This is a genomic window from Bradyrhizobium sp. WYCCWR 12699 (assembly GCF_032144035.1).
Taxonomy (GTDB): Bacteria; Pseudomonadota; Alphaproteobacteria; order Rhizobiales; family Xanthobacteraceae; genus Bradyrhizobium.
On the sequence record NZ_JAVTJN010000036.1, the window covers coordinates 1 to 19,967 of the forward strand.

A 19,967-nucleotide genomic window follows, 5' to 3' on the forward strand; every position below is an offset into this window, starting at 1 on the left:
GCGGGCGGGAGGGGCTTGAGGCGAGGGGGCCAACTTCGCGTTGCCTTACGCGGTCGACTGCGTTAAGCGACAGCCGTTCCGGACTTGGAAGGGTGGCCGAGTGGTTTAAGGCACCGGTCTTGAAAACCGGCGTGCCCGCAAGGGTACCGTGGGTTCGAATCCCACCCCTTCCGCCAATACGGGCCCCCTCCAAGCGGGACGCGCTAAGCCATTGAGTTGACGCCAATTTGCGCCAGCTTGCCCAAGAACAACGTGAGCAGCCCTGGTGAGAGCTACAGATCGGGGCGCGGCGAATTCCGACATTGCACGGAATTGAAGGAGAGTTGGGCGCTTTGGTCCCCCTGAGCTTGGGCGCTCGCGTCCGATGCAGCGGTGCAAAAGCGATGATGGTCGTGCGGTAACTGTCGATCCTGCAGATCGGAGTTGCCATCGTTCTCCTGCCTGAGGTCGTCTGGATCTGGATCGACAAGCAAGTCGTCGTGGCCTTGCTCTGCATCATATCTCTTGGTCGTAGGCCTTCTCGACAACATTCTGGAACCGCTCGTCATGGAGCGCTGGCTGACGACGCCGACGCTCGTTATCTTGATTGACGTGATTGGCGGAGCACTGGCGACCGCCGCATTCGCCGGTTGGCAGGCGTTGCTATCCAAGACATCGATCGTCAGGCCACAAGGGCTGAGCTATGCTCCTACAGTTGCTGGTCGGCACGCTTGTCAGCGTCATCAATATCGGCCTTCATGCACTCGTTACGGTTCTGGCGGTGGCAATTGCCCGCCGTGCCGGTCTGCGGCCGAGCAGACGGCCGAGGCTACATCTGATGGGTGTGATGATTGCGACTGCGGTCGTCCTGATGATCTCGCATGCGTTCGAAATCCTGGTGTGGGCCGCGACATACCTCGCTCTGCGCGCTGTCGCGGCCGATAGCGATATTCTCTACTTCGCCTTCGTCAATTACACGACGCTCGGCTACGGCGATATCACGCCTGTACCTGAATGGCGGCTGATTGGGCCCATGACAGCCATGAACGGCGTTCTGCTGTTCGGCTGGTCCGCCGCGATCCTGTTCGAGGTGCTGCGCAAGACACTGGAGCACCTCGGGATCACCGAAGTTCACGGATATCGGTCCCCGGAGGCCTAAACGAGCACAATCGCCGCGAGCCCGGCCATTCACGACTGCAGATCGAGAGTGGCGAGCTGTTGTCGATCGAGCAGCACGATCTGGCGCTGGGTGTTGCCCACGAAGCCGAGAACGCCGAGTTCATGCAGGCGTGACAGCGCGCGCGAGACGGTTTCCAGCGTCAGGCCGAGATAGTCGGCGATATCGCGCCGCGACATCGGCAGCGCCAGCACACCCGCCGCCGTCAATCGCTTGTCCATTTCCAGCAGGAAGGCCGCAACTCGCTCCAGCGAGGTTTTGCGTCCCAGAAGCAGCATGTGGTCTTCGGCATGTTGGAGATTGTTGGTGGTCATGCTCAGCAGATTCTTGGCAACCATTGCGTCGCTGTCGGCGACCGTCTCCAGACTCTGACGCTTAACGAGGCGCACGGTGGTGTTGACGATCGCCTCGGTCGTGAAACGGTGTTCGCTGCCATTTTCGAGCCCGAAGATGTCGCCTGCAAGGTGGAATGCTCCGATCTGCCGCCGGCCGTCCGTTAGCAGCTTGTAACTTCGTACGGCTCCGGACTTGACCTGGTAGACATATTCCGCCGGCTCTTTCTCGCCGTAGATCTCGGTGCCCTTCCGATAGGAAAATTCGCTTAAACTGACCCGCGCATTTGATTCACTATCCATGCCAAAGACGCGGAGAGAATGAGGGCGGAGCGGGGAATCCGTTGTGATGCGAACAAACATAGGCCAACTCCTCAGCTCATCGCCGAATTGGTCCGTAAGACGAAAATATCCCAAGCGCGAAACGCGCCGGGCAGTCCCACTCCCGCCGAAGTTGATTTACGCCGTCGGTAGTGGTTCAATCCATTGTTCCAAGGTTCATTGTACCAAGGGACAGGAAGAGATTTTGATGCGCAGGATGAGAAGGCGCTGCCCCTGCGAGAAACTGGCTCATTGCCAGGCAGGAATGTTATCCTCCAATCTGTTGGGAATGACTGCTCCAAGATGAGAGGACCTCAACGGTCCCGTTGGAAGGCTGGAGGTGGAAGGTGCCGGGCCTCGTTCACGTTGTTGATGACGACGAGTCCTTTCGTACGGCGATCGAACGCCGCCTGAAGCTTGCGGGCTACGACGTCGTCACTTACGCGTCGTCACAAGCGTTGCTGGAGATGACACCGAACGACGAACAGGCGGGCTGCATCCTGCTCGACGTACGGATACCGGGACTGAGCGGCCCCGAATTGCAGACCCGGTTGATCGAGTCGGGCTCGCATTTGCCGATCATCTTCCTGACGGGGCATGCAGACACGCCGACCACCGTGCGAGCGATCAAGGCAGGTGCGGAAGACTTCCTGACCAAACCGATAAGCTCCGAGCAGTTGATCGAGGCAATCGAGCGCGCGTTGGCAACCCAACGGGCGGCGCGGGTTCGCCGCAACAGGCTCGATGCACTTCGCGGTGATCTGGCCAGGCTGACCCACCGTGAGCGACAGGTATTCGATCTCATCGTGCGCGGCCGAATCAACAAGCAGGCCGCGCACGAGCTTGGGACAACCGAACGCACAGTGAAGGCGCATCGCCAGCAGGTGATGGAGAAGATGCAGGTTCATTCACTTGCGGAACTCGTTTCGATCGCGGAGCGGCTTGGAATGCTTGATCCGAACGAGAATTAGCTGGCGCGTTGGCTAGGTTCGGTCCCACCACACAAACCTGCACCAAAGGACAATCCTGAGGCGCGTTGACAGCGTTGGGCCTGCCGTGTGCAATAGTGCACAGATGGTGCGCTCGGAATGCGAAGCCTTCAAAGTTGATGTCTCGTAACCGCCGCCGCTTTTCATTGGTTTGACGAAAGGCAGCTTGCCTTGCCCCTGCGAAAGTCCGTCTTTATCGTTGATGACGATCCGTCCGTGCGTGCCAGCATGGACCGGCTTTTGCGTGGCCGCGGCTTCGACACCAAGTTGTTCGGCAATGCGGCGGCCTTGCTCGATCATGGCAGGTTCAACACCGCGGTCTGCATCATCCTCGACGTCAATCTTGGTGAAAAGTCCGGCATCGACTTGCGGCGAACATTGGCCGAGAAGGGCGTCGAAGCGCCTGTGATCTATGTGACCGGCAACGACTGCCCCGCAAACCGCGCGGCGGCCCTTGCGTCCGGCTGCGTTGCCTATCTGACCAAACCATTTGCCGCGCAGTCGTTGATCGATTCCGTCGAGCGCGCCCGCGTCTCGTAGCTGCTCGAGCCGTCATTCGTCGATATATTGCTCGAGAGTCCTGGCCGGCGCACCCCGGTGGACGGAGGCGAATTGCGCCAACGGGATCGAGGTCGTCAGAGCGAGAAGATTTGAATCGACGACTTCCAGCACAAGCACCTTGCCGGTTTCCATCTCCTTGATCATTCTTGGCGTTGCGATGTCGGCAGCGACGCACAGATTGGCGAGACACCAGGTATAGGGCAGGCGGACGACCCCGCCGTTGTCGACGCTCAATTTCGGCACGTGTTGCAGATACATGCCGGCAGGTACGAACAGTTGCAGGCGGGCCGTGGGGGCGTCCTCCCGCTGGATCAGATCGAGGCGAACGGCCGTCTGTCCAGTCGCGAATTGGCCGGTGATGGAGGTCCGGCACAGGATGGGCGCACCGCCCGCCCTGAAGCAGAGTTTCTCCCAACTGCCATAGCTGATGTCCTTTGCTTCGCGTTGGCCGCGCGTTGCGATTTCGCCGGGTTTGCCGGCTTGCGCCGCCTTCGGCGCGGCGACGCCCGAACTCGTCGCAGCCCCGGCGATTGCAGCCATCAGGAGGCCAGAGAGACAATTAAGCGGGCGGGGCATCGGCGTATCTCCGGGGTCTGAACTCACTTCGGCGCATCGAGGAACTTCGTGACCAGCGGCGACCAGAGCGGGATCGCCTCGGGCGAGCCGATGAAGAAGTGGCCTTCATTGCCGAACGGCGGCATCAGATGATATTCGGCCCGGCCGCCCGCGGCGGTGAATGCGTCATGCATGCGCTTTGACAGGTCGGGCCCGAAAAACGTGTCGTTCTCGATGTAGATCCACAGCATCGGCACGCGCGAGGTGCGGCCGAAATCCGCAGTGGCTTCAACGAGCTTGTCCGGCGCGCAATTGTTGTTCGGCTTGCCGCCGACGCGCCCCCCGCGGCCGGCGGCGAAAGTGATGATCGCCTTCACCTGGGGCGGGTTCACGCTCGACAACGCGATCGACGCCCAGCCGCCGGCGGACTGTCCGACCACGATCACGTCCTTTGGGATGATCCGCTTTTCCGCAGCCAAATAATTGATGATCCAGAGATCGACCTGGGCGACGGCCATGCCTGCATCACGGAAGTTCGGATTGCTGCACTTGCCGATCTTGGAGAAGAACGGACCGAAGATCGCACGCTCTGGAATGTCGATGGCGGCTGCGCCATAGCCGCTACCGACCGGCGCCACCACGAGATAGCCGCGCCTTGCGAACCACGTGGCGGCATCGCGAAACTCCACCAGCGGAAAGAAGCTGCGATCGGTCGGATTGAGCGAGACGCCATGGTTCATGATCACCAGCGGGAAGGGACCGTCACCGACCGGGCGGACCAGATAGGCGAACATCGGCAGCGGCAGCGGCAGGGCCCAGATCTCCTCCTGGATGCGGATCTCGTCCTCCGCATGCGCCGGTGCCGCAAGCGCGCCGAGAAGGGACAGGATGACTGCAAGGACTTGTCCGATTGCGGGGAGAGGGGAGTGCATGCCTGCCTCGTCACCCGTTGAACGTGGCGGCCACGACGATCGGGCCCAGCACGGTGAGGACGACATTGCCGACCGCATAGGGCACGGCGACGCCGAGCACCGGCGTCTGGCTCTCGGCAACGTCACATGCGCCGGTGACGGCGGCATCGACGGTCATGGCACCGGCCAGCGCACCGCAGGTCACCACAGGGTTCATGCGCAGCAGATGATAGGCGACGAGCGTCCCGATCGTCATCGGGACCAGCGTGACGACGGTGCCCATCCCGACCAGCAGCAGGCCGTGCGCCTGGATCGCAGACCAGGCGGCAAGCCCGTTGCCGAGGCCGATGGCCGCGATGAAGCCGCCAAGGCCGAGATCGCTCAAGGTTTGCTGCGCCGCCGGCGGAATGGCGCCGATACCGGGCCTGCGCGTCCGCAGCCAGCCGCAGACGAGCCCCGCGATCAATGCACCGCCACCGCCGCCGAGCGTCAGAGCGACAGTGCCGACCTTAAAGCTGGCAAGTCCGGCCAGCAGACCCACCGCGATGCCCGCGGCAACGAAGGCGATGTCGGTCCGGTCGCTGGTATTGAGGGCATGTCCGACCTTCGCCGTGGCCCGCGCGATGTTGCCGGTGCTGCCAACCAGCGTCATGACATCGCCGATATAGACCCGCGTATCGGGACCGAGCGGGACCTCCCGACCCATCCGCGTGAGCGCTCGCAGGAAGACGCCACGCGCATTGTCGCCAAGCCGCTCAACGATGTCGCGGAGCGAGCGGCCGTGCAGGTGGCGACTTTCCACGAGCACCTCGATCACATTGCCCGGCAGGCTGCGCAGCAATTCCCCCGCGTCGATTTCGTCCCCGATGACGGGTTCGGCGGCGACGATCGCAGCGGTTGGACCGGTAATGACGAGGTCGTCGCCGGCCTCGAGCAACGTGTCATGCTGCGGTTTGAGGTCGGCTCCGCGGCGTACGATGCGTTCCACGACCGTGCGGCTGCCGATCTCGTCCTCGATCGCAGCAATGCTACGGCCCGCTCCGGCCGAGACGCGATAGGCGCGCGCCTGGAATTTGCGATAGGAAAGGTTTTCCGTCTTCGGCGGCGCGCCGCCGGCGAGCTCGGCTTCGAGCTTCTTCGCCTCCGCCTTCAGATCGATGCCCATCAGCCGGGGCGCGACGAACGGGACGAACAGCAGCGTCAGGATGTAACCGAGCACGTAGGTCACAGCGTAGCCGGCGGCGATATTGGCTTCCTGCTGCTTCAGCACGTCGGGGGGCAGTCCGAGCTGTGTCAGCGCGCCCGAGGCCGTCCCGATCACGGAGGACTGTGTCAGCGCGCCGGCGGTCAAGCCTGCGGCCGTCCCCGTATCCAGCGCGAAGACGCGCGCGAAGATGAGCACAATGACGAGCCCGGTCCCTCCGATCACCAGCGTCAGCACGACCTGCGCCAGGGTCCGCACGCTCAGGGAGGCGAAGAACTCCGGCCCGGAACGGTAGCCAATCGTGAACACGAACAGGCTAAACAGGAGCGCCCTGAGGATCGGCGGAAACGAGAAACTGCCGAGCTGTCCAATCAGGACCGCGACGACCAGGATGCAGGCGGTGGTCCCGATCGAGAAGCCGCGCACCTTGATCCGGCCGAGGAGGGTACCGATCGCGATGGCGAGCAGCAGGAAAATTTCCGGTGCGGCGGAGATGATCCACCTGACGGTATCCATGGTCGCAGTTCCCCCGGCGCTCTGCTGCGATTTGATTGCTCGCGCACGGAACATTGCTTGATCCAGATCAAGCTTTAGGCAGCACGGGGCGATCCCTATGACTTGATGATGCGTTTGCGACAGCCCTCATGACGGACATGACGACGATGGACGTCGCTGCCGACGCGATCCGCCGCGACGAGACGGTCGAGATCGTGCTGCTGCTCGCCTTCGCCGGCGGCTTCATCGACGCCTATACCTGGATCATCCATGGTGTGTTGGCCAATGCGCAGACCGCCAATCTGATCTTCCTCTGGGTCTATGCGATGGCCGGCAATTGGGCGAAGGCCTTGCACTTCGTGCCGCCGATCCTGGCCTTCGCAGTCGGCATCGTGATCGCGGCCTGGCTGCGCCGTGTCGCCGGCCAGCGTGCCGGGGCCATTAGTACCGTCGTCGAGATCGTGCTCTTGATCGCGATTGGTGTTCTGCACAACCGGTTGCCGGACCTGGCGGGAACGCTTGGCATCTCCGTGGTCGCAGCCATGCAATCGGCGATGTTCGCAAGGGTCGAAGGCACTCTTTGCAGCACGGTCATGATCACGGGAAACATGCGTCAAGCCATCGAGAACGTTTTCTTGGTCGTGCATGGCGGTGCACCGCTCGGGACGTTGCGCAAGTCGGCAATCTTTTTTGCGTTGTGTGCGGTGTTCGGCTTCGGCGCGGCGGCCGGCGCATACGCTACAAAGATCATTCCTGATCTCGCACTCGGCATTCCCGTGGTCGCGCTGTTGATCGTTCTGTTGCGTTGCGAAGCGACCCCGCAGGAGGTGACCAGATGAACTCGCCTCCGGAGCCGACCTGGATGCGATTCTTTCCACCGGCTCAGTGGCTTGCAGCATATCGAAGCCAATGGTTGCGGTCCGATGCGATCGCTGGCATCACGCTCGCCGCTTACGCGATCCCGGTCTCGCTGGCCTATGCGGCGCTCGCCGGCTTGCCGCCACAGATCGGCGTCTACGGCTACATGCTCGGCGGCATCGGCTACGCCTTGCTCGGGACGTCGCGCCAACTCGCGATCGGTCCAACGTCGGCGATTTCCCTGATGATCGCGGGGACCGTGGGCGCGCTCGCGGGGGGCGATGCGGTCCGCTATGCGCAAATCGCGAGCCTTGCGGCGTTTGCCGTGGCGGTGCTGTGCCTCATCGCCTGGCTGTTCAAGCTCAGCGTCCTCGTCCGGCTGGTCAGCGACAGTATTCTGGTCGGCTTCAAGGCGGGGGCGGGGCTCACCATCATCATGAGCCAGTTGCCGAGCCTGCTCGGAGTTACCGGTGGCGGCCACAATTTCTTCGATCGCGCCGTCAAGCTGGTCGGGCAGCTCGGCGGCATTGACCCGCTTGTGCTCGCCATTGGGGCAGTCGCGCTGATGTTGCTGCTACTCGGCGAGCGGCTCCTGCCCGGCAAGCCGGTTGGCATCACCGTCGTTGCGCTCGCGATCCTTCTGGCAACGCTGCTGGGCCTCCCGGCCTTGGGTGTGCCCGTTACTGGGAAGATACCGGAAGGGCTGCCAGCGCTGGGAATTCCGACGTTCGGTTTGCTGGAATTCGACGATCTGTTTCCACTCGCAGCCGGTTGCGTCCTGCTGGCTTATATCGAGGGCGTATCGGCGGCCCGCAGCTTTGCTGCCAAGCACGGCTATCCGCTCGATGTTCGCCAGGAGTTTCTGGGCTTGGGCGCGGCAAACCTCGCCGCTGCGTTCGGCCATGGTTATCCCGTCGCCGGGGGTTTGTCGCAATCGGCCGTCAACGACAACGCGGGAGCGCGGACGCCGCTCGCGCTGGTCATTTGCTCGGTGACGCTTGGGCTGTGCTTGTTGTTCTTCACGGGGCTGCTGACCAATCTGCCCAAGGCGGTGCTCGCGGCAATCGTCTTCGCCGCCGTCTACAGGCTGGTCGACGTTCGTGCGCTGCTCCGAATGTGGCGTGTCAGCCGGATCGATTTCCACGCGGCAGCGATCGCGCTGATCGCCGTGCTGCTGCTCGGCATTCTCCAGGGCGTCCTGCTGGCGTCGATCGCGTCGATTTTCCTGCTGCTGGCGCGCGCTTCGCGACCGAACGTCGCGTTCCTGGGCCGGTTGCCGGGCAGCGGCCGCTATTCGGACAGCGCCAGACATGAGGGCGTGGAGCCCTTGGAGGGCGTCATTGCATTCCGGCCCGAAGCCTCGCTGCTCTACATCAACGCCGAGACGATCCTGGACACCGTCCTGACGGCGTTGCGGACCTCACCGGCCGTGCGCCTGGTCGCCTGCGACCTCTCGGCCTCACCCTATATCGATCTGGCTGGTGCCCGCATGCTGCGTGATCTCCACGACGAACTTGCGTCACGCAAGGTGACGTTCTGCATCGTCGGCGCCCACGCGCAGCTGCGCGACCTCCTGCGCGCCGAAGGACTTGCGGACAGGACCGACAGCACCCAGTGGCTGCGGTCGCTCGACAAGCTGCTTGCCGATGATCAGGCAAGGTGCGGGCAAGGAACAGCCTGACGCCTCGTATTGCGTCGCGAGCGGCATGGCATCATCCGTCAGAATGCACGGAACCGTTGACTTGGATCAATGGAACGACCGGCACCGCACTCACGATCCGGCATCACCTTTGCCCTCATGGATCGGGAGAGATACATGTCCAAAGAGCCCAAGGCCGCGCTGAAGCGCATTGACCAGTTCTTCTCCGGACCCGGCGCACGGGCGGACGACTGGCGCGATCTGGTCGAAGCCGCCAAGACCTGGGCTCGGGTCGGCAATCGCGCGGCCTACGACGCGGCGCTGGCCGATCTCTCGGTGACCGAGGAGTTTCACGGCTATCCCGGCCTGCAACTGATGGCAACGTTGCGGGAGGCCGCGTCCGCGGGCGACGGCGCAACCTCGTTCGCCCTTGCAACGCGGATCGCCCAGGCGCTGGCCACGCGATCCTTTCGCCAGCATGCCGGCGACTGGAGCGCCAAGGACGACGGCAATGGCGATACGCCCGAGCTGGTGCCGCCGTCTTTTGGCGCGCACAGCGCGCGTCGCCCCTATTTCGAGACGCTGATCGTCACCGGCCTGTCGCCCGGCCAATGGCCTGCGCTCGCGGCCGAATGGCGCAAGCTGCGGCGCCCGGTCGATGCCTTCATCTATGAACCGGTCATCGTCGGAAGCTTGGAGGACGCCTTCTGCGCGACGATGCTCAATCCCAACCTCGGCGCTGTGATCATCAACGAAGGCTTCGGGCTGCGCTCACGCCACGATGCGCCGGTCCTGCGTTCGATCATGGCTGGGGCAGGGCTCAACGACGAAACCGACGCCTCGGCGCTGCGGCTCGCCCAGATCATCAAGCGCGTCCGGCCCGAGCTCGATCTCTACATGATCTCGAATCGCGACGTCGAGGAACTGGCAGGCAATCCGCAGGCGGCCGTGGTGCGCCGCATCTTCTATTCGGTGGAAGAGCTCCTGGAGCTGCACTTGTCGATCCTCGAGGGCATCCAGGATCGATACGACACGCCATTTTTCGACAATCTCAAGAAATACGCGCAACGCCCGATCGGCACGTTCCACGCGTTGCCGATCGCGCGCGGCAAGTCGATCTTCAAGTCCGACTGGATCCGCGACATGGGCGAGTTCTACGGCCCGAACCTGTTCCTGGCCGAGAGCAGTGCCACCACAGGCGGCCTCGACAGCATGCTGGAGCCGACCGGCAACATCAAGAAGGCGCAGGAGAAGGCGGCGAGGGCGCTCGGCGCCGACCGCGTCTTCTTCGTCACCAACGGCACCTCGACCTCGAACAAGATGGCGGTGCAGGCGCTGCTCGCGCCGGGCGACATCGCGATAGTCGATCGCAACTGCCACAAGTCGCATCACTACGGCATGGTGCTGGCAGGTGCGCAGCCGCTCTATGTCGAAGCCTTCCCGATGACGGAATATTCGATGTACGGCGCGGTACCGCTGAAGACCATCAAGCAGGCGCTTCTGAACGCCAAGGCCGACGGCCGGCTCGACCGCGTCAAGATGGTCGATCTCACCAACTGCACGTTCGACGGCCACATCTACAACACCCGGCGGGTCATGGAAGAATGTCTCGCCATCAAGCCCGACCTGATCTTCCTGTGGGACGAGGCCTGGTTCGGCTTCGCGCGTTTCTCGCCCTTCCTGCGCCGACGCACCGCCATGGGCGCCGCCAACGAGATCGAGGCGTGGATGCGCGATCCGAAGTCGGTCGCGGCCTATGACAAGCAGCAGGCCGAGCTTGGCAAGACCCCGTCCAACGAGGTGCTGCTCAAGACCAGGCTGATCCCGGATCCGCGACAGATTCGGCTGCGCGTCTACCAGACCAATTCGACCCATAAGTCGATGTCGGCGATCCGCCAGGGCTCGATGCTGTCGGTCAAGGACGTCGAATTCCACACCGTCGAGCAGCAGTTCAAGGAGGCGGTGTTCACCCATGCCTCGACCAGTCCGAACCAGCAGCTGATCGCGAGCCTCGACATCTCGCGGCGGCAGATGGAGCTCGAAGGCTATGGCCTTGTCGCCAATGCCATCGAGATTGCGTTCGCGATCCGCCAGGCGGTCAACAACAATCCGCTGATCTCGAAATACTTCCGCATTCTCGGCGCCGATGCCATGGTGCCGGCGCAATACCGCCAGAGCGGCTTCACCGATTTTCTGGCACCCGGCGTCAACTGGGCCAATACGCTCAAGAGCCTGGACGAGGACGAGTTCTGCCTCGATCCGACCCGCATGACGCTGGTGTGCGGCACGGCCGGCTATGACGGGACGCAGTTCAAGGGCATTCTCGCCAACGATTACAACATCCAGGTCAACAAGACGTCGCGCAACTCGGTCCTGGTCCAGTCCAACATCAACAACACCCGCAGTGACGTCGCGCATCTCATCCGCGTGCTCGCCGAGATCGCGGGCGAGATCGACCGCGGCCTTACCCAGGGCGGTGCCAATGCCAGGAAGACGTTCGAAGCTCGGGTCACGAGCCTGATGAAAGATGTGCCGGATCTGCCGAACTTCTCGCATTTCCACCCGAGCTTCCGCGGCGATGCCGGCACCAAGACCAACGAGGGCGATATTCGCACCGGCTTCTATGCGGCCTACGACGCCGCGGGCTGCGAGCACATCCGCCTCAGCGATCCCGAGATCGACCGGCGGCTGAAGGCCGGCCCCGAACTCGTCTCCGCCAACTTCGTGATCCCGTATCCGCCGGGCTTCCCGATCATGGTGCCGGGCCAAGTGATCACTCAGGAGACCATCGACTTCATGCGCAAGCTCGATGTGAAGGAGATCCATGGCTACGACGCCAAGGAAGGGTTGAAGCTCGTGCGCAGCGAAGCTTTGGCGAAGCTCGGCCGGCCGAAGGCCGACGCGAAGCCGAAGCTCAAGGCCGCATCTTAGCGCTTGGAGGGGACCAACATGCAGGCATTTTTCGAGTTTCTGCGGCAGTATCCGTATCTGCTGCTGTTTTTTGTCGTCGGTCTCGCCGTCTATATCGGCCGGGCCAGCATCAAGGGTTATGGCCTCGGCATGGTTGCCGGAGCCATCGTGGTGGGGGCGGGCCTGTCGGTTTGGGCCTCGACTTACGGCGTGAAGCTCGAGCTGAACAATTTCGCCAAGAGCCTGTTTTACTATCTGTTCATGTACGGTGTGGGCTTGCGCGTCGGCCCCTCCTTTATCAACAGCCTGAAGGGCGATGGCCTCAAGTTCTGCATCCTCGCCCTCGTATCGAGCGTGCTCGGCCTGGCGCTTGTGGTCATCGGCGCCAAGCTGTTTGCGCTTCCGCCCGGCGCTGCCGGCGGCATGCTGGCGGGTTCCCAGACTATGTCGGCGGCGATCGGCTCCGCCGAGCAGGCCGTTACGTCCGGCGTCGTAAAGCTGCCCGCTGGCATGAAGCCTGAGGACGCATCCGGCATGATCGCGCTGTCCTACGGCATCACCTATATCTGGGGCACCGTCGGCATCATCCTGATCTGCAAATATCTGCCGCGCTGGTGGGGCGTCGACGCCAAGGCCGCCGCGAAACAGTACGAGCAGGAGTTCGGCGTCAAGGATCTCGAAGGTGGCGGCCTGACCGGCTACCGCCAGTTCGGCCTGCGCGCGTACCGGCTGGAGAACCCGGCAACCGTCGGGATGAGCATCGCAAAATTCCGGACGGTCAATCCCGAGTACCGGATCGTCAATGTGGGGCGGAACGGCGAGCCCCAAGGCGCCGACCCCGATTTCGTGCTGCAAAAGGGCGATATCGTCGCCCTTGGCGGATCGACCGAGCACCTCACAGAAAAGATGGGCATTATCGGCCCGGAGGTCGCTGACGCCAAGACGCTCGGCATTCCCATGGACCAGGCGGACATCCTCGTCATCAACAAGGACATGGTGGGGCGGACGTTCGAGTCCTTCCGCGACACGGCGATCGCCGGCCAGCTGCAGGTCACCAAGGTCGAGCGCGGTGGTGTGCAGATTCCGGCTGGTCTCAAGACCAAGCTGGAACGCATGGATATCGTCTCGGTGGTCGGCCTGAAGTCGGCCGTCAACGAGCTCGGGGAGATGTGGGGCCGCATCGCGCGCGCCAACACGTCGACCGATCTTTTGACCCTGTCCCTCGGCATGATCATCGGCTTCCTGATCGGCATGATCGAGTTTCCGGCTTTCGGCGCCAAGGTTGGCCTAGGCAACGCAGGTGGCTTGCTCCTCTCGGGCGTGATCGTGTCCTCGGTCGTGTCGCGGCTGCGCTTCTTCGGCAACACGCCGAATGCGGCACGCAACGTCCTCGAGGATCTCGGCCTCGTCGTCTTTGTCGCCATCGTCGGCGTCAATGCGGGCGCAGGATTGTTGTCGCAGCTGACAGGCGCCATCGCCTTGAAGATCTTCATCGTCGGCTTCATCGCCTGCACCATCCCGCCGTTCATCGTCTGGGCGATCGGCTTCCACGTCTTCAAGATCAACCCGGCCGTCTTGATGGGCGGCGTTGCCGGCGCGCGATCGCATTCAGGTCCGTGCCGCGAAGCCGCGGTCGAGATCCAGAGCTCGGTGCCATGGATCGGATTCCCGGTCGGCTATGCCGTCTCGGGCATCCTCCTGACGATCTTCGGCTACTTCGCGATGCTCCTGGCGCAATGATGAAAAGGGAAAACAGACTCATGAGAAAAGTCAGCTTCGGTGCGGTTGCGGCCGCCATGCTCGTAACGGCCATCACCGTGAGTACGCCGGCGCGTGCCGATACCGGCCAGGTCGCGGTCGTCTTCACCAAAGGCGGTTTCATCGTCGGCGTCGGCGGAGGGGAAGGCGTGCTGCTCTACAGGGGCAAGAAGTATCCGTTCACCGTCTCCGGCATGAGCGTCGGCCTCACGGTCGGCGCCTCGACGACGAAGTTCGTCGGCAAGGCCATCGGTCTGAAGGGGCCCGCGTCGATCGAAGGATCGTATGCGGTTGGAGGCGCCGGCGGTGCGGTCGCGGCAGGCGCGGGTGCGGTTCAACTTCAGAACGCCAATGGCGTGATCCTTCAGCTCAGCGGACCCAGGGTCGGCGCGGAAGTGTCGGCCGCGGTTGGCGGCGTCACGATAAAGCTCAAATAGTCCAAGCCGGAGGTCGCAAACAGAACGGGCTGCGTCGTCGCAGCCCGTTTCGTATTTCATCATGCTGGGTTTCAGTAACGCTCTTCCACGAACTTGAGACCGCGCAGGCTTGCCTGGTCGTTGTAGCGTCCCTTGTGAGATCGCGGCGGCAGCTGGACCTTGTCCCGCTTGACTTTCTTGTAGGGGATCGTCCTCAAGACGTGCGAGATGCCGTTGAGCCGCGCGCGGCGCTTGTCGTCGGAGCGGATCAATCGCCACGGCGCATGCTTGGTGTCGGTCGCCTCGAACATCATGTCGCGCGCGCGCGAATAATCGTACCAGCGCCCGAACGATTCGGTGTCCATCGGGCTCAGCTTCCACTGCCGCAGCGGGTCCTCGATCCGTGCCATGAAGCGGCGTTCCTGCTCCTCCATCCCGACCTCCAGCCAGAGCTTGATCAGGATGATGCCGGCGTCGACGGCGAATTTCTCCACCAGCGGGCACAATTCCAGGAAACGCTTGTGCTCGGTCGGCGAGCAGAAGCCCATGACGTATTCGACCCCGGCGCGATTGTACCAACTGCGATCAAAGATCACGATTTCGCCGCCGGCGGGAAATTGCTCGATATAGCGCTGCATGAACAGCTGGGACTTCTGCCGGTCCGAGGGGGCGGGCAGGGCGCAGACACGGAAGACGCGCGGTGACACCTTCTCGGTCAGGGCCTTGATGGTGCCGCCCTTGCCGGCGGCGTCGCGCCCTTCGAAGATGATGATCACTTTCAGCTTCTGGACCTTGACCCATTCCTGCAGGTGACAAAGCTCGACCTGGAGTTTGCCGAGCTCCTTCTCGTAGTCCTTGCGCTTCATCCGCTCCGCAGGCGCGTCCTTGGCCATGCCGTTGCCTCCTGTTGCGCGTCATTCGTCCCAGGAGATGGTCACGCCGATATCGCCGGGCACGCCGCCGGGAAAATCGATGACCTGATAGGAAATGCGATAGCCGCGCGGTTTGAGATAGTCGACCCACAGCTGGAATATTTCCTTTGGAATTCCGGTCAGGGTGTTCTCCCAACCTTTTTCCATCTGATTGATGGCGCGGCCCTTGTCCGTGCAGAGCGAGTTGGGGAAGCGATAGACCAGCACTTCGGTCAGGCCATTTCGCACCGCACGCTTGATGATGGTGGAGGCGAGCTGGATCTTCTCCTCCTCGCTCTTGCCCGAGGGCTTGCTCAGACGCTCGATCAGAGCGCGCTTCTCCGCATCGGCCGCCGCAGCGAGGCGGACATATTCGTCAGCCTTCTCCGCCTCCTTGAGAGCGGCTTCTTGTCGAATCTGGGCGGCGTTGGGGATGAGATCGTCGAGACCCGGCATGGCTGGCGGCTCCTGATGATTATCCAATCAGCATCGGGAAGACGCTAGGTCGGGCGAAAGGCGTTCCCTTGATTCAAATCAAGCAAACAGCGAGACTACCTGAACAGGGTACCAGAAGTGCCGTTTCACTGACCGGGAGAGACGTTTGAGCGACCAGCTTCACCCGATGGCTCCGCACCATTTGCCGTTTTATCTCGCGCCGGGAAGCGGGATCGACACGCTCATGGTCGTCATGGGAATTTTCCTGCTCGGTACCGTGTTCTGGGTCGGTACGCTCTATTGGAAGCTGCACAGCCTGCCGGAGCGGATGGCGCACAAGTCGCAGAAGCTGCAATTCGAGTTCGTCGCTGTGCTCGGTCTGATCTCGCTGTTCACGCATATGCACATCTTCTGGATCGCAGGACTCTTGCTCGCAATGATTGATCTGCCCGATTTTGGCACGCCGCTGCGCAGCATTGCCGGCTCTGTCGAGCGGATCGCGGACGCCACGCCGGCCGGCGAGGACGTTGAGCCGGAGAGGGAGGCGGTGACCGCGCCGCCTCCAGCAGACAAGCCGGTACCGGCCAAGGCGAAGGAGCCCGGCCATGCTTGAGCTCCTGATCTGCTCCCTGGTCACGATCCTGCCGGACTACCTCTACCGCCGCTATGCTCAGGGCAAACGGTTCGGCAAGGAGATCACGTTCTTCTCCATTTGGTACGAGCTGCGCTGGGGCATCACCGGCTGCCTGATGCTGACGGTGTCGCTGATCACCATGATCTTCTATTTCCATCCGGCGACGTCGTCGGTGACGCTGTATTTCCGCACGGTTCCAATCCTGCCTGAAGGCTCCGGACGCGTCGCCGAGGTCAAGGTCGGCTTCAGCGCGCCGGTCAAGAAGGGGGATGTGCTGTTCACCCTGGACAGCTCGAAGCAGCAAGCCGCGCTCGAAACCGCCAAACGGAAGGTTGCGGAGGTCGATGCGACCATGCAGACGGCGCAAGCCGATGTGGCCAAGGCCGAGGCGCAGGTCGGGGAGGCGAGAGCCAACTATCAGCAGGCCAGGGACGAGTTGGAGACCAAGAGCGAACTCCAGCGCCGCAATCCCGGAATCGTTCCGCAGCGCGACATCGACAAGCTCCAGGTCCTGGTCGACCAGCGTCAGTCCGGCATCGATGCGGCGACGGCCGCGAAACAATCGGCGTCGCTGCAGATCTCGATTCTGCTGCCGGCGCAGAAGGCGAGTGCGGAGGCTGCGCTGGCCCAGGCTCAGGTCGATCTCGACAAGACGCTCGTCCGCGCCGGCGTGGATGGGCGCGTCGAGCAGTTCCTGGTTCGACCGGGCGACGTCGTCAACCAGCTGATGCGGCCGGCCGGCGTGCTCGTTCCGGAAGGCGCCGGCCGCAAGGCCCTGCAAGCCGGCTTCGGCCAGATCGAGGCCCAGGTGATGAAGGAAGGTATGGTGGCGGAGGCAACCTGTATTTCGAAGCCATGGGTGATCATCCCCATGGTGATCACGACAGTGCAGGACTACATCGCGGCCGGGCAGTTTCGATCCGGCGAGCAACTGATCGATCCGCAGAACGCCGTGCGTCCCGGCACCATCCTTGTGTTCCTCGAGCCGCTCTACAAAGGGGGCCTGGACGGGGTCACACCGGGCTCGAGCTGCATCGTCAATGCCTATACCAGCAATCATGAGGAGATCTCCGCCAAGGGCACGTCGACCAGCCGGAAGATCGCGCTCCACGTCGTCGATGGCGTCGGCCTCGTCCACGCGCTGCTGCTGCGTATCCAGGCGCTGCTGCTGCCGATTCAGACATTGGTGCTGAGCGGTCATTGATCGGCCTCAGGAGGGAAAGACGATATGTATTCGCGAAAGATTGCCGCGCTTGGCGCCGCGTTGATGATCTCCCTGCTTGGAAGCGTGGGTGCCGATGCGCTCGATCTCGACGGTGCATGGGTGACCGACGCCGATAATTGTCCCAAGGTGTTTGCGCGCAAGGGGACGCAGCTCGGCTTCACCGACATGTCCGACGCCTATGGTGGCGGCTTCATCGTCGATGGCGATCAGATCATCGGAAAATTTGCCCGTTGCCGGATCAAGGCCAGGAAGGACAGCGGACAAAACGTCAATCTGATCGCGGCTTGCGCCACCGACATGATGCTTTCGAGCGTTCAGTTCAGCCTGAAAGAGCTGGATGCAAACGGTCTCGCCCGGCTATTCCCGGGCATGGAGGACATGGAAATCCGCTATCACCGTTGCCCGGGCCTATAGCGAGAACACGTGGTAATGTTGACGCGTCTCTAACAGGCGTGGGCTTGCGGCCTGTCGGCGCGTCGCAATTTCCGATAGAATGGTCTGGTAAGCAGCCGTCGGAAGCTGCGTTAATGGAGCTGAACGGGGCATGTGCGGTGTTTCGGTCAGGCCGTGGTCAGTCGCGGCCGCACTGCTGTATCTCGGCCTGTTCGTCGCCGTGAGCCTGCCGTCCGCGCGCGCCGAAGCCGTCGAACGAAGCCGGCGCGGCGAGCTCAAGCGCGTGCTGGTGTTGCACTCCTTCGGCCGCGAGTTTCGGCCGTGGAGCGAATATGCCCGCGACATCAAGAATGAACTCGAGCGACAGTCGCCCTGGCCGCTGGATATCCAGGAGCACGCGCTGCTCACAGCGCGCTTCAACAATCCTGGCCCCGAGGCGCCATTCGTCGAATATCTGCAGTCGCTGTATCAGGGCGCGAAGCCCGACGTGGTGTTGAGCATCGGCGCGCCTGCCGCCCGGTTTGCGCAGAGATACCGAGCAAGACTGTTCCCAGATGCGCCGCTCATTCTCACCGCGGTCGAGAATCGGCTGATTGATCGCGCAGGTCTCGGCTCCAACGATGTGGTCGTGGCAATTCGCAACGATTTTATGGCCTCATTTGAGAACATCCTGCAGCTTCTGCCGGGCACCAAGTCCGTTGCCGTCGTGGTTGGAGCCTCGCCACTCGAGAAGTTCTGGGTCGAGGAGGTCAAGCGGGAGCTGAAACCTCTCGACGGGCGAGTCGAGCTGGTCTGGTATTCGGATCTGTCATTCGAGGAGATCCTGAGGCGCGCATCGAAGCTCCCGCCGGAGACCGTGCTGTTCTGGGGGCTGATGTCGGTCGATGCGGCCGGCGTCGTCCACGAGAGCGACATTGCCCTGCGCAGCCTTCATGCAGTCGCGAATGCTCCGATCTTCTCCTACCAGGAGCCTTTTTTCGGTGACGGTCCCGTCGGAGGACCGATGCATTTGATCGCGGAAACGACTTCAAGGACTGTTCGCGCCGCGATCGGCATCCTCGGCGGCGCGAAACCTGCGAACATCAATTACGAGACGATCGGCTTCTCCGCGCCCCGATACGACTGGCGGGAATTGCAGCGCTGGGGCATCAGCGAGAGCCGTTTGCCTCCTGACAGCCAGATCCTGTTTCGCGAGCCGAACATCTGGGAGCGTTATCGCTGGGAGATGTTGATGATCGCTGCTGCGTTCCTCGTGCAGGGCGGTCTCATCAGCGGCCTGCTGCACGAGCGGCGGCGGCGGCGGGTTGCCGAGGTCGAATCGCGCCAGCGTCTCGCCGAGCTCGCTCACGCCAATCGCTATTCCGCTGTCGGCGAGTTGACCACGTCCATCGCGCACGAACTGAACCAGCCACTCGGCTCCATCCTGACCAATGCCGAGACGGCAGAACTCATGCTGAGCGCCAAGGCGCCCGACATCAACGAGGTTCGTCAGATTCTCGCCGACATCAGGCGCGACGACCAACGGGCAAGCGAGGTGATCCGCCGGCTGCGCTCCATCCTGAAAAAGACGCCGTTCGAAATCAAGGACATCGAGCTCAACGGTACCGTTCGCGAAGCGCTCGACCTTCTGAAGGCCGTCGCCGACGGACGCCGCATCGCCTTGACCTACGCGCCTGTCCTGACCGATCTCCATGTCAAGGGCGATCCAGTCCAGCTTCAGCAGGTCATCCTCAACCTGGTCATCAACGCGATGGATGCGGTGTCGGATGCGGGCGCCGGAAGGCGGGAGATCAGCGTCTCGACCCTTCGGGCCGGCAATCAGGCCGAGATCAGGATCGCCGATACCGGACCCGGAATAGCCCCGGCCGACCTCGCTCAGGTTTTCGATCCGTTTTTCACGACCAAGCCGCAAGGCATGGGAATGGGACTGGCGATCGTCAAAACCATCATCGAGGCCCATCACGGCGAAATTGTCGCGGCAAACCGCGCCGCTGGCGGCGCCTTGTTCACGATGCGGCTCCCGATCGCGGGCTGAAGAGGCGATACCCTTGATCTTGATCGAGCCTCCTGGGCGCCGCGGCCGTTCCTCTTCCGCGGTCGCAGAAGTGACGATTACCCTGTTGGCGCAGCGCCGCGTGCCGGCTCATGATGGATGCCGAACTGATCGAATGAGGGTTTGGTCTTGCGCTGCAGCAGTCCCGAGGATCTCGTTTCGTTGATCTCGATCAACGAACGCCTCCGATCCGGCTCGATCTTCCCCAGTT

At 62.7% G+C, this 19,967-nt stretch carries 18 protein-coding genes and 1 tRNA gene; 13 read left to right on the forward strand and 6 right to left on the reverse strand.

All coding sequences use genetic code 11. The features are described 5' to 3' along the window. Positions 1 to 86 precede the first annotated feature (86 nt). Both RPS27_RS24740 and RPS27_RS24745 read left to right on the forward strand, forming a co-directional pair. Positions 87 to 176 (forward strand) — tRNA-Ser (locus RPS27_RS24740). A 506-nt stretch (positions 177 to 682) separates the two neighbouring features. Beyond that, positions 683 to 1,138, forward strand: a complete 456-nt coding sequence (locus RPS27_RS24745) for a potassium channel family protein (protein WP_211417023.1) — start codon at positions 683 to 685, stop codon at positions 1,136 to 1,138. Between the two features lie 29 nt (positions 1,139 to 1,167). Here RPS27_RS24745 and RPS27_RS24750 read toward each other — a convergent pair whose 3' ends face one another. Beyond that, on the reverse strand, positions 1,168 to 1,851 hold the full coding sequence (locus RPS27_RS24750; RefSeq protein ID WP_194402043.1) for a helix-turn-helix domain-containing protein: 684 nt from the start codon (positions 1,849 to 1,851) through the stop codon (positions 1,168 to 1,170). A 305-nt stretch (positions 1,852 to 2,156) separates the two neighbouring features. Between RPS27_RS24750 and RPS27_RS24755 the strand changes: the two genes are divergently transcribed. Continuing rightward, positions 2,157 to 2,780: a response regulator transcription factor gene (locus RPS27_RS24755; RefSeq protein WP_212066610.1), complete on the forward strand. Its 624-nt coding sequence runs from the start codon at positions 2,157 to 2,159 to the stop codon at positions 2,778 to 2,780. A gap of 189 nt (positions 2,781 to 2,969) precedes the next feature. Further along, positions 2,970 to 3,338, forward strand: a complete 369-nt coding sequence (locus RPS27_RS24760) for a response regulator transcription factor (protein ID WP_212066607.1) — start codon at positions 2,970 to 2,972, stop codon at positions 3,336 to 3,338. A 12-nt stretch (positions 3,339 to 3,350) separates the two neighbouring features. Here the strand turns inward: RPS27_RS24760 and RPS27_RS24765 are convergent, their stop codons facing one another. The 3 genes from RPS27_RS24765 to RPS27_RS24775 are packed head-to-tail and all read right to left on the reverse strand — an operon-like array spanning position 3,351 to position 6,545. Further along, complete coding sequence (locus tag RPS27_RS24765; RefSeq protein ID WP_212066605.1) at positions 3,351 to 3,935, reverse strand: invasion associated locus B family protein; 585 nt, start codon at positions 3,933 to 3,935, stop codon at positions 3,351 to 3,353. Positions 3,936 to 3,958: 23 nt separating this feature from the next. After that, the gene (locus RPS27_RS24770; RefSeq protein ID WP_212066603.1) at positions 3,959 to 4,846 is read right to left on the reverse strand and encodes an alpha/beta hydrolase family protein; all 888 of its coding nucleotides are present in this window, start codon (positions 4,844 to 4,846) and stop codon (positions 3,959 to 3,961) included. Positions 4,847 to 4,856: 10 nt separating this feature from the next. Then, positions 4,857 to 6,545: a transporter gene (locus RPS27_RS24775; protein ID WP_313754690.1), complete on the reverse strand. Its 1,689-nt coding sequence runs from the start codon at positions 6,543 to 6,545 to the stop codon at positions 4,857 to 4,859. Positions 6,546 to 6,682: 137 nt separating this feature from the next. On the opposite strand from RPS27_RS24775, the gene RPS27_RS24780 reads away from it, so the two are divergent. The 5 genes from RPS27_RS24780 (at position 6,683) to RPS27_RS24800 (ending at position 14,126) form a co-directional block, all read left to right on the forward strand. Beyond that, positions 6,683 to 7,363 carry a YoaK family protein gene (locus RPS27_RS24780; protein ID WP_212066672.1) on the forward strand — a complete coding sequence of 227 codons (681 nt, stop codon included), beginning with the start codon at positions 6,683 to 6,685 and terminating at the stop codon, positions 7,361 to 7,363. After that, on the forward strand, positions 7,360 to 9,063 hold the full coding sequence (locus tag RPS27_RS24785) for a SulP family inorganic anion transporter (RefSeq protein ID WP_212066599.1): 1,704 nt from the start codon (positions 7,360 to 7,362) through the stop codon (positions 9,061 to 9,063). Before RPS27_RS24780 ends, RPS27_RS24785 begins: the two co-directional genes overlap by 4 nt. A 135-nt stretch (positions 9,064 to 9,198) precedes the next feature. Further along, entirely contained in the window at positions 9,199 to 11,952 is a 2,754-nt protein-coding gene (locus RPS27_RS24790; RefSeq protein WP_212066597.1) for a decarboxylase, read from the forward strand. Positions 11,953 to 11,970: 18 nt separating this feature from the next. Further along, complete coding sequence (locus tag RPS27_RS24795; protein ID WP_212066595.1) at positions 11,971 to 13,671, forward strand: aspartate:alanine exchanger family transporter; 1,701 nt, start codon at positions 11,971 to 11,973, stop codon at positions 13,669 to 13,671. 20 nt (positions 13,672 to 13,691) lie between these two features. Next, a complete protein-coding gene (locus RPS27_RS24800) occupies positions 13,692 to 14,126 on the forward strand; it encodes a hypothetical protein (protein WP_194402052.1) in 435 nt (144 codons plus the stop codon). A 71-nt stretch (positions 14,127 to 14,197) separates the two neighbouring features. On the opposite strand, the gene ppk2 is transcribed toward RPS27_RS24800, so the two are convergent. Further along, complete coding sequence (gene ppk2 / locus RPS27_RS24805; RefSeq protein WP_212066593.1) at positions 14,198 to 14,998, reverse strand: polyphosphate kinase 2; 801 nt, start codon at positions 14,996 to 14,998, stop codon at positions 14,198 to 14,200. Positions 14,999 to 15,019: 21 nt separating this feature from the next. Further along, positions 15,020 to 15,472, reverse strand: coding sequence for a hypothetical protein (locus tag RPS27_RS24810; protein ID WP_211417032.1), 453 nt, complete (start codon positions 15,470 to 15,472; stop codon positions 15,020 to 15,022). A 166-nt stretch (positions 15,473 to 15,638) separates the two neighbouring features. On the opposite strand from RPS27_RS24810, the gene RPS27_RS24815 reads away from it, so the two are divergent. The 4 genes from RPS27_RS24815 (at position 15,639) to RPS27_RS24830 (ending at position 19,738) form a co-directional block, all read left to right on the forward strand. After that, positions 15,639 to 16,064, forward strand: a complete 426-nt coding sequence (locus RPS27_RS24815) for a hypothetical protein (RefSeq protein ID WP_211417496.1) — start codon at positions 15,639 to 15,641, stop codon at positions 16,062 to 16,064. Further along, entirely contained in the window at positions 16,057 to 17,289 is a 1,233-nt protein-coding gene (locus RPS27_RS24820) for an HlyD family secretion protein (RefSeq protein WP_313754691.1), read from the forward strand. The genes RPS27_RS24815 and RPS27_RS24820 overlap by 8 nt, the downstream gene beginning before the upstream one ends. Positions 17,290 to 17,313: 24 nt before the next feature. Further along, a complete protein-coding gene (locus tag RPS27_RS24825; protein ID WP_211417034.1) occupies positions 17,314 to 17,724 on the forward strand; it encodes a hypothetical protein in 411 nt (136 codons plus the stop codon). Positions 17,725 to 17,854: 130 nt separating this feature from the next. Further along, positions 17,855 to 19,738, forward strand: a complete 1,884-nt coding sequence (locus RPS27_RS24830; RefSeq protein WP_212066591.1) for a HAMP domain-containing sensor histidine kinase — start codon at positions 17,855 to 17,857, stop codon at positions 19,736 to 19,738. Positions 19,739 to 19,967 lie beyond the last annotated feature (229 nt).

What these genes read in the sequence shown, in the direction of transcription:
- RPS27_RS24810 (WP_211417032.1), bottom strand. Translation starts at nt 15,472, where the DNA reads ATGCCGGGTCTCGACGATCTCATCCCCAACGCCGCCCAGATTCGACAA.
- RPS27_RS24745 (WP_211417023.1), top strand. Translation starts at nt 683, where the DNA reads ATGCTCCTACAGTTGCTGGTCGGCACGCTTGTCAGCGTCATCAATATC.
- RPS27_RS24795 (WP_212066595.1), top strand. Translation starts at nt 11,971, where the DNA reads ATGCAGGCATTTTTCGAGTTTCTGCGGCAGTATCCGTATCTGCTGCTG.
- RPS27_RS24790 (WP_212066597.1), top strand. Translation starts at nt 9,199, where the DNA reads ATGTCCAAAGAGCCCAAGGCCGCGCTGAAGCGCATTGACCAGTTCTTC.
- RPS27_RS24750 (WP_194402043.1), bottom strand. Translation starts at nt 1,851, where the DNA reads ATGTTTGTTCGCATCACAACGGATTCCCCGCTCCGCCCTCATTCTCTC.
- RPS27_RS24765 (WP_212066605.1), bottom strand. Translation starts at nt 3,935, where the DNA reads ATGCCCCGCCCGCTTAATTGTCTCTCTGGCCTCCTGATGGCTGCAATC.
- RPS27_RS24785 (WP_212066599.1), top strand. Translation starts at nt 7,360, where the DNA reads ATGAACTCGCCTCCGGAGCCGACCTGGATGCGATTCTTTCCACCGGCT.
- RPS27_RS24775 (WP_313754690.1), bottom strand. Translation starts at nt 6,545, where the DNA reads ATGGATACCGTCAGGTGGATCATCTCCGCCGCACCGGAAATTTTCCTG.
- RPS27_RS24820 (WP_313754691.1), top strand. Translation starts at nt 16,057, where the DNA reads ATGCTTGAGCTCCTGATCTGCTCCCTGGTCACGATCCTGCCGGACTAC.
- RPS27_RS24825 (WP_211417034.1), top strand. Translation starts at nt 17,314, where the DNA reads ATGTATTCGCGAAAGATTGCCGCGCTTGGCGCCGCGTTGATGATCTCC.
- RPS27_RS24770 (WP_212066603.1), bottom strand. Translation starts at nt 4,846, where the DNA reads ATGCACTCCCCTCTCCCCGCAATCGGACAAGTCCTTGCAGTCATCCTG.
- ppk2 (WP_212066593.1), bottom strand. Translation starts at nt 14,998, where the DNA reads ATGGCCAAGGACGCGCCTGCGGAGCGGATGAAGCGCAAGGACTACGAG.
- RPS27_RS24830 (WP_212066591.1), top strand. Translation starts at nt 17,855, where the DNA reads ATGTGCGGTGTTTCGGTCAGGCCGTGGTCAGTCGCGGCCGCACTGCTG.
- RPS27_RS24780 (WP_212066672.1), top strand. Translation starts at nt 6,683, where the DNA reads ATGACGACGATGGACGTCGCTGCCGACGCGATCCGCCGCGACGAGACG.
- RPS27_RS24800 (WP_194402052.1), top strand. Translation starts at nt 13,692, where the DNA reads ATGAGAAAAGTCAGCTTCGGTGCGGTTGCGGCCGCCATGCTCGTAACG.
- RPS27_RS24815 (WP_211417496.1), top strand. Translation starts at nt 15,639, where the DNA reads ATGGCTCCGCACCATTTGCCGTTTTATCTCGCGCCGGGAAGCGGGATC.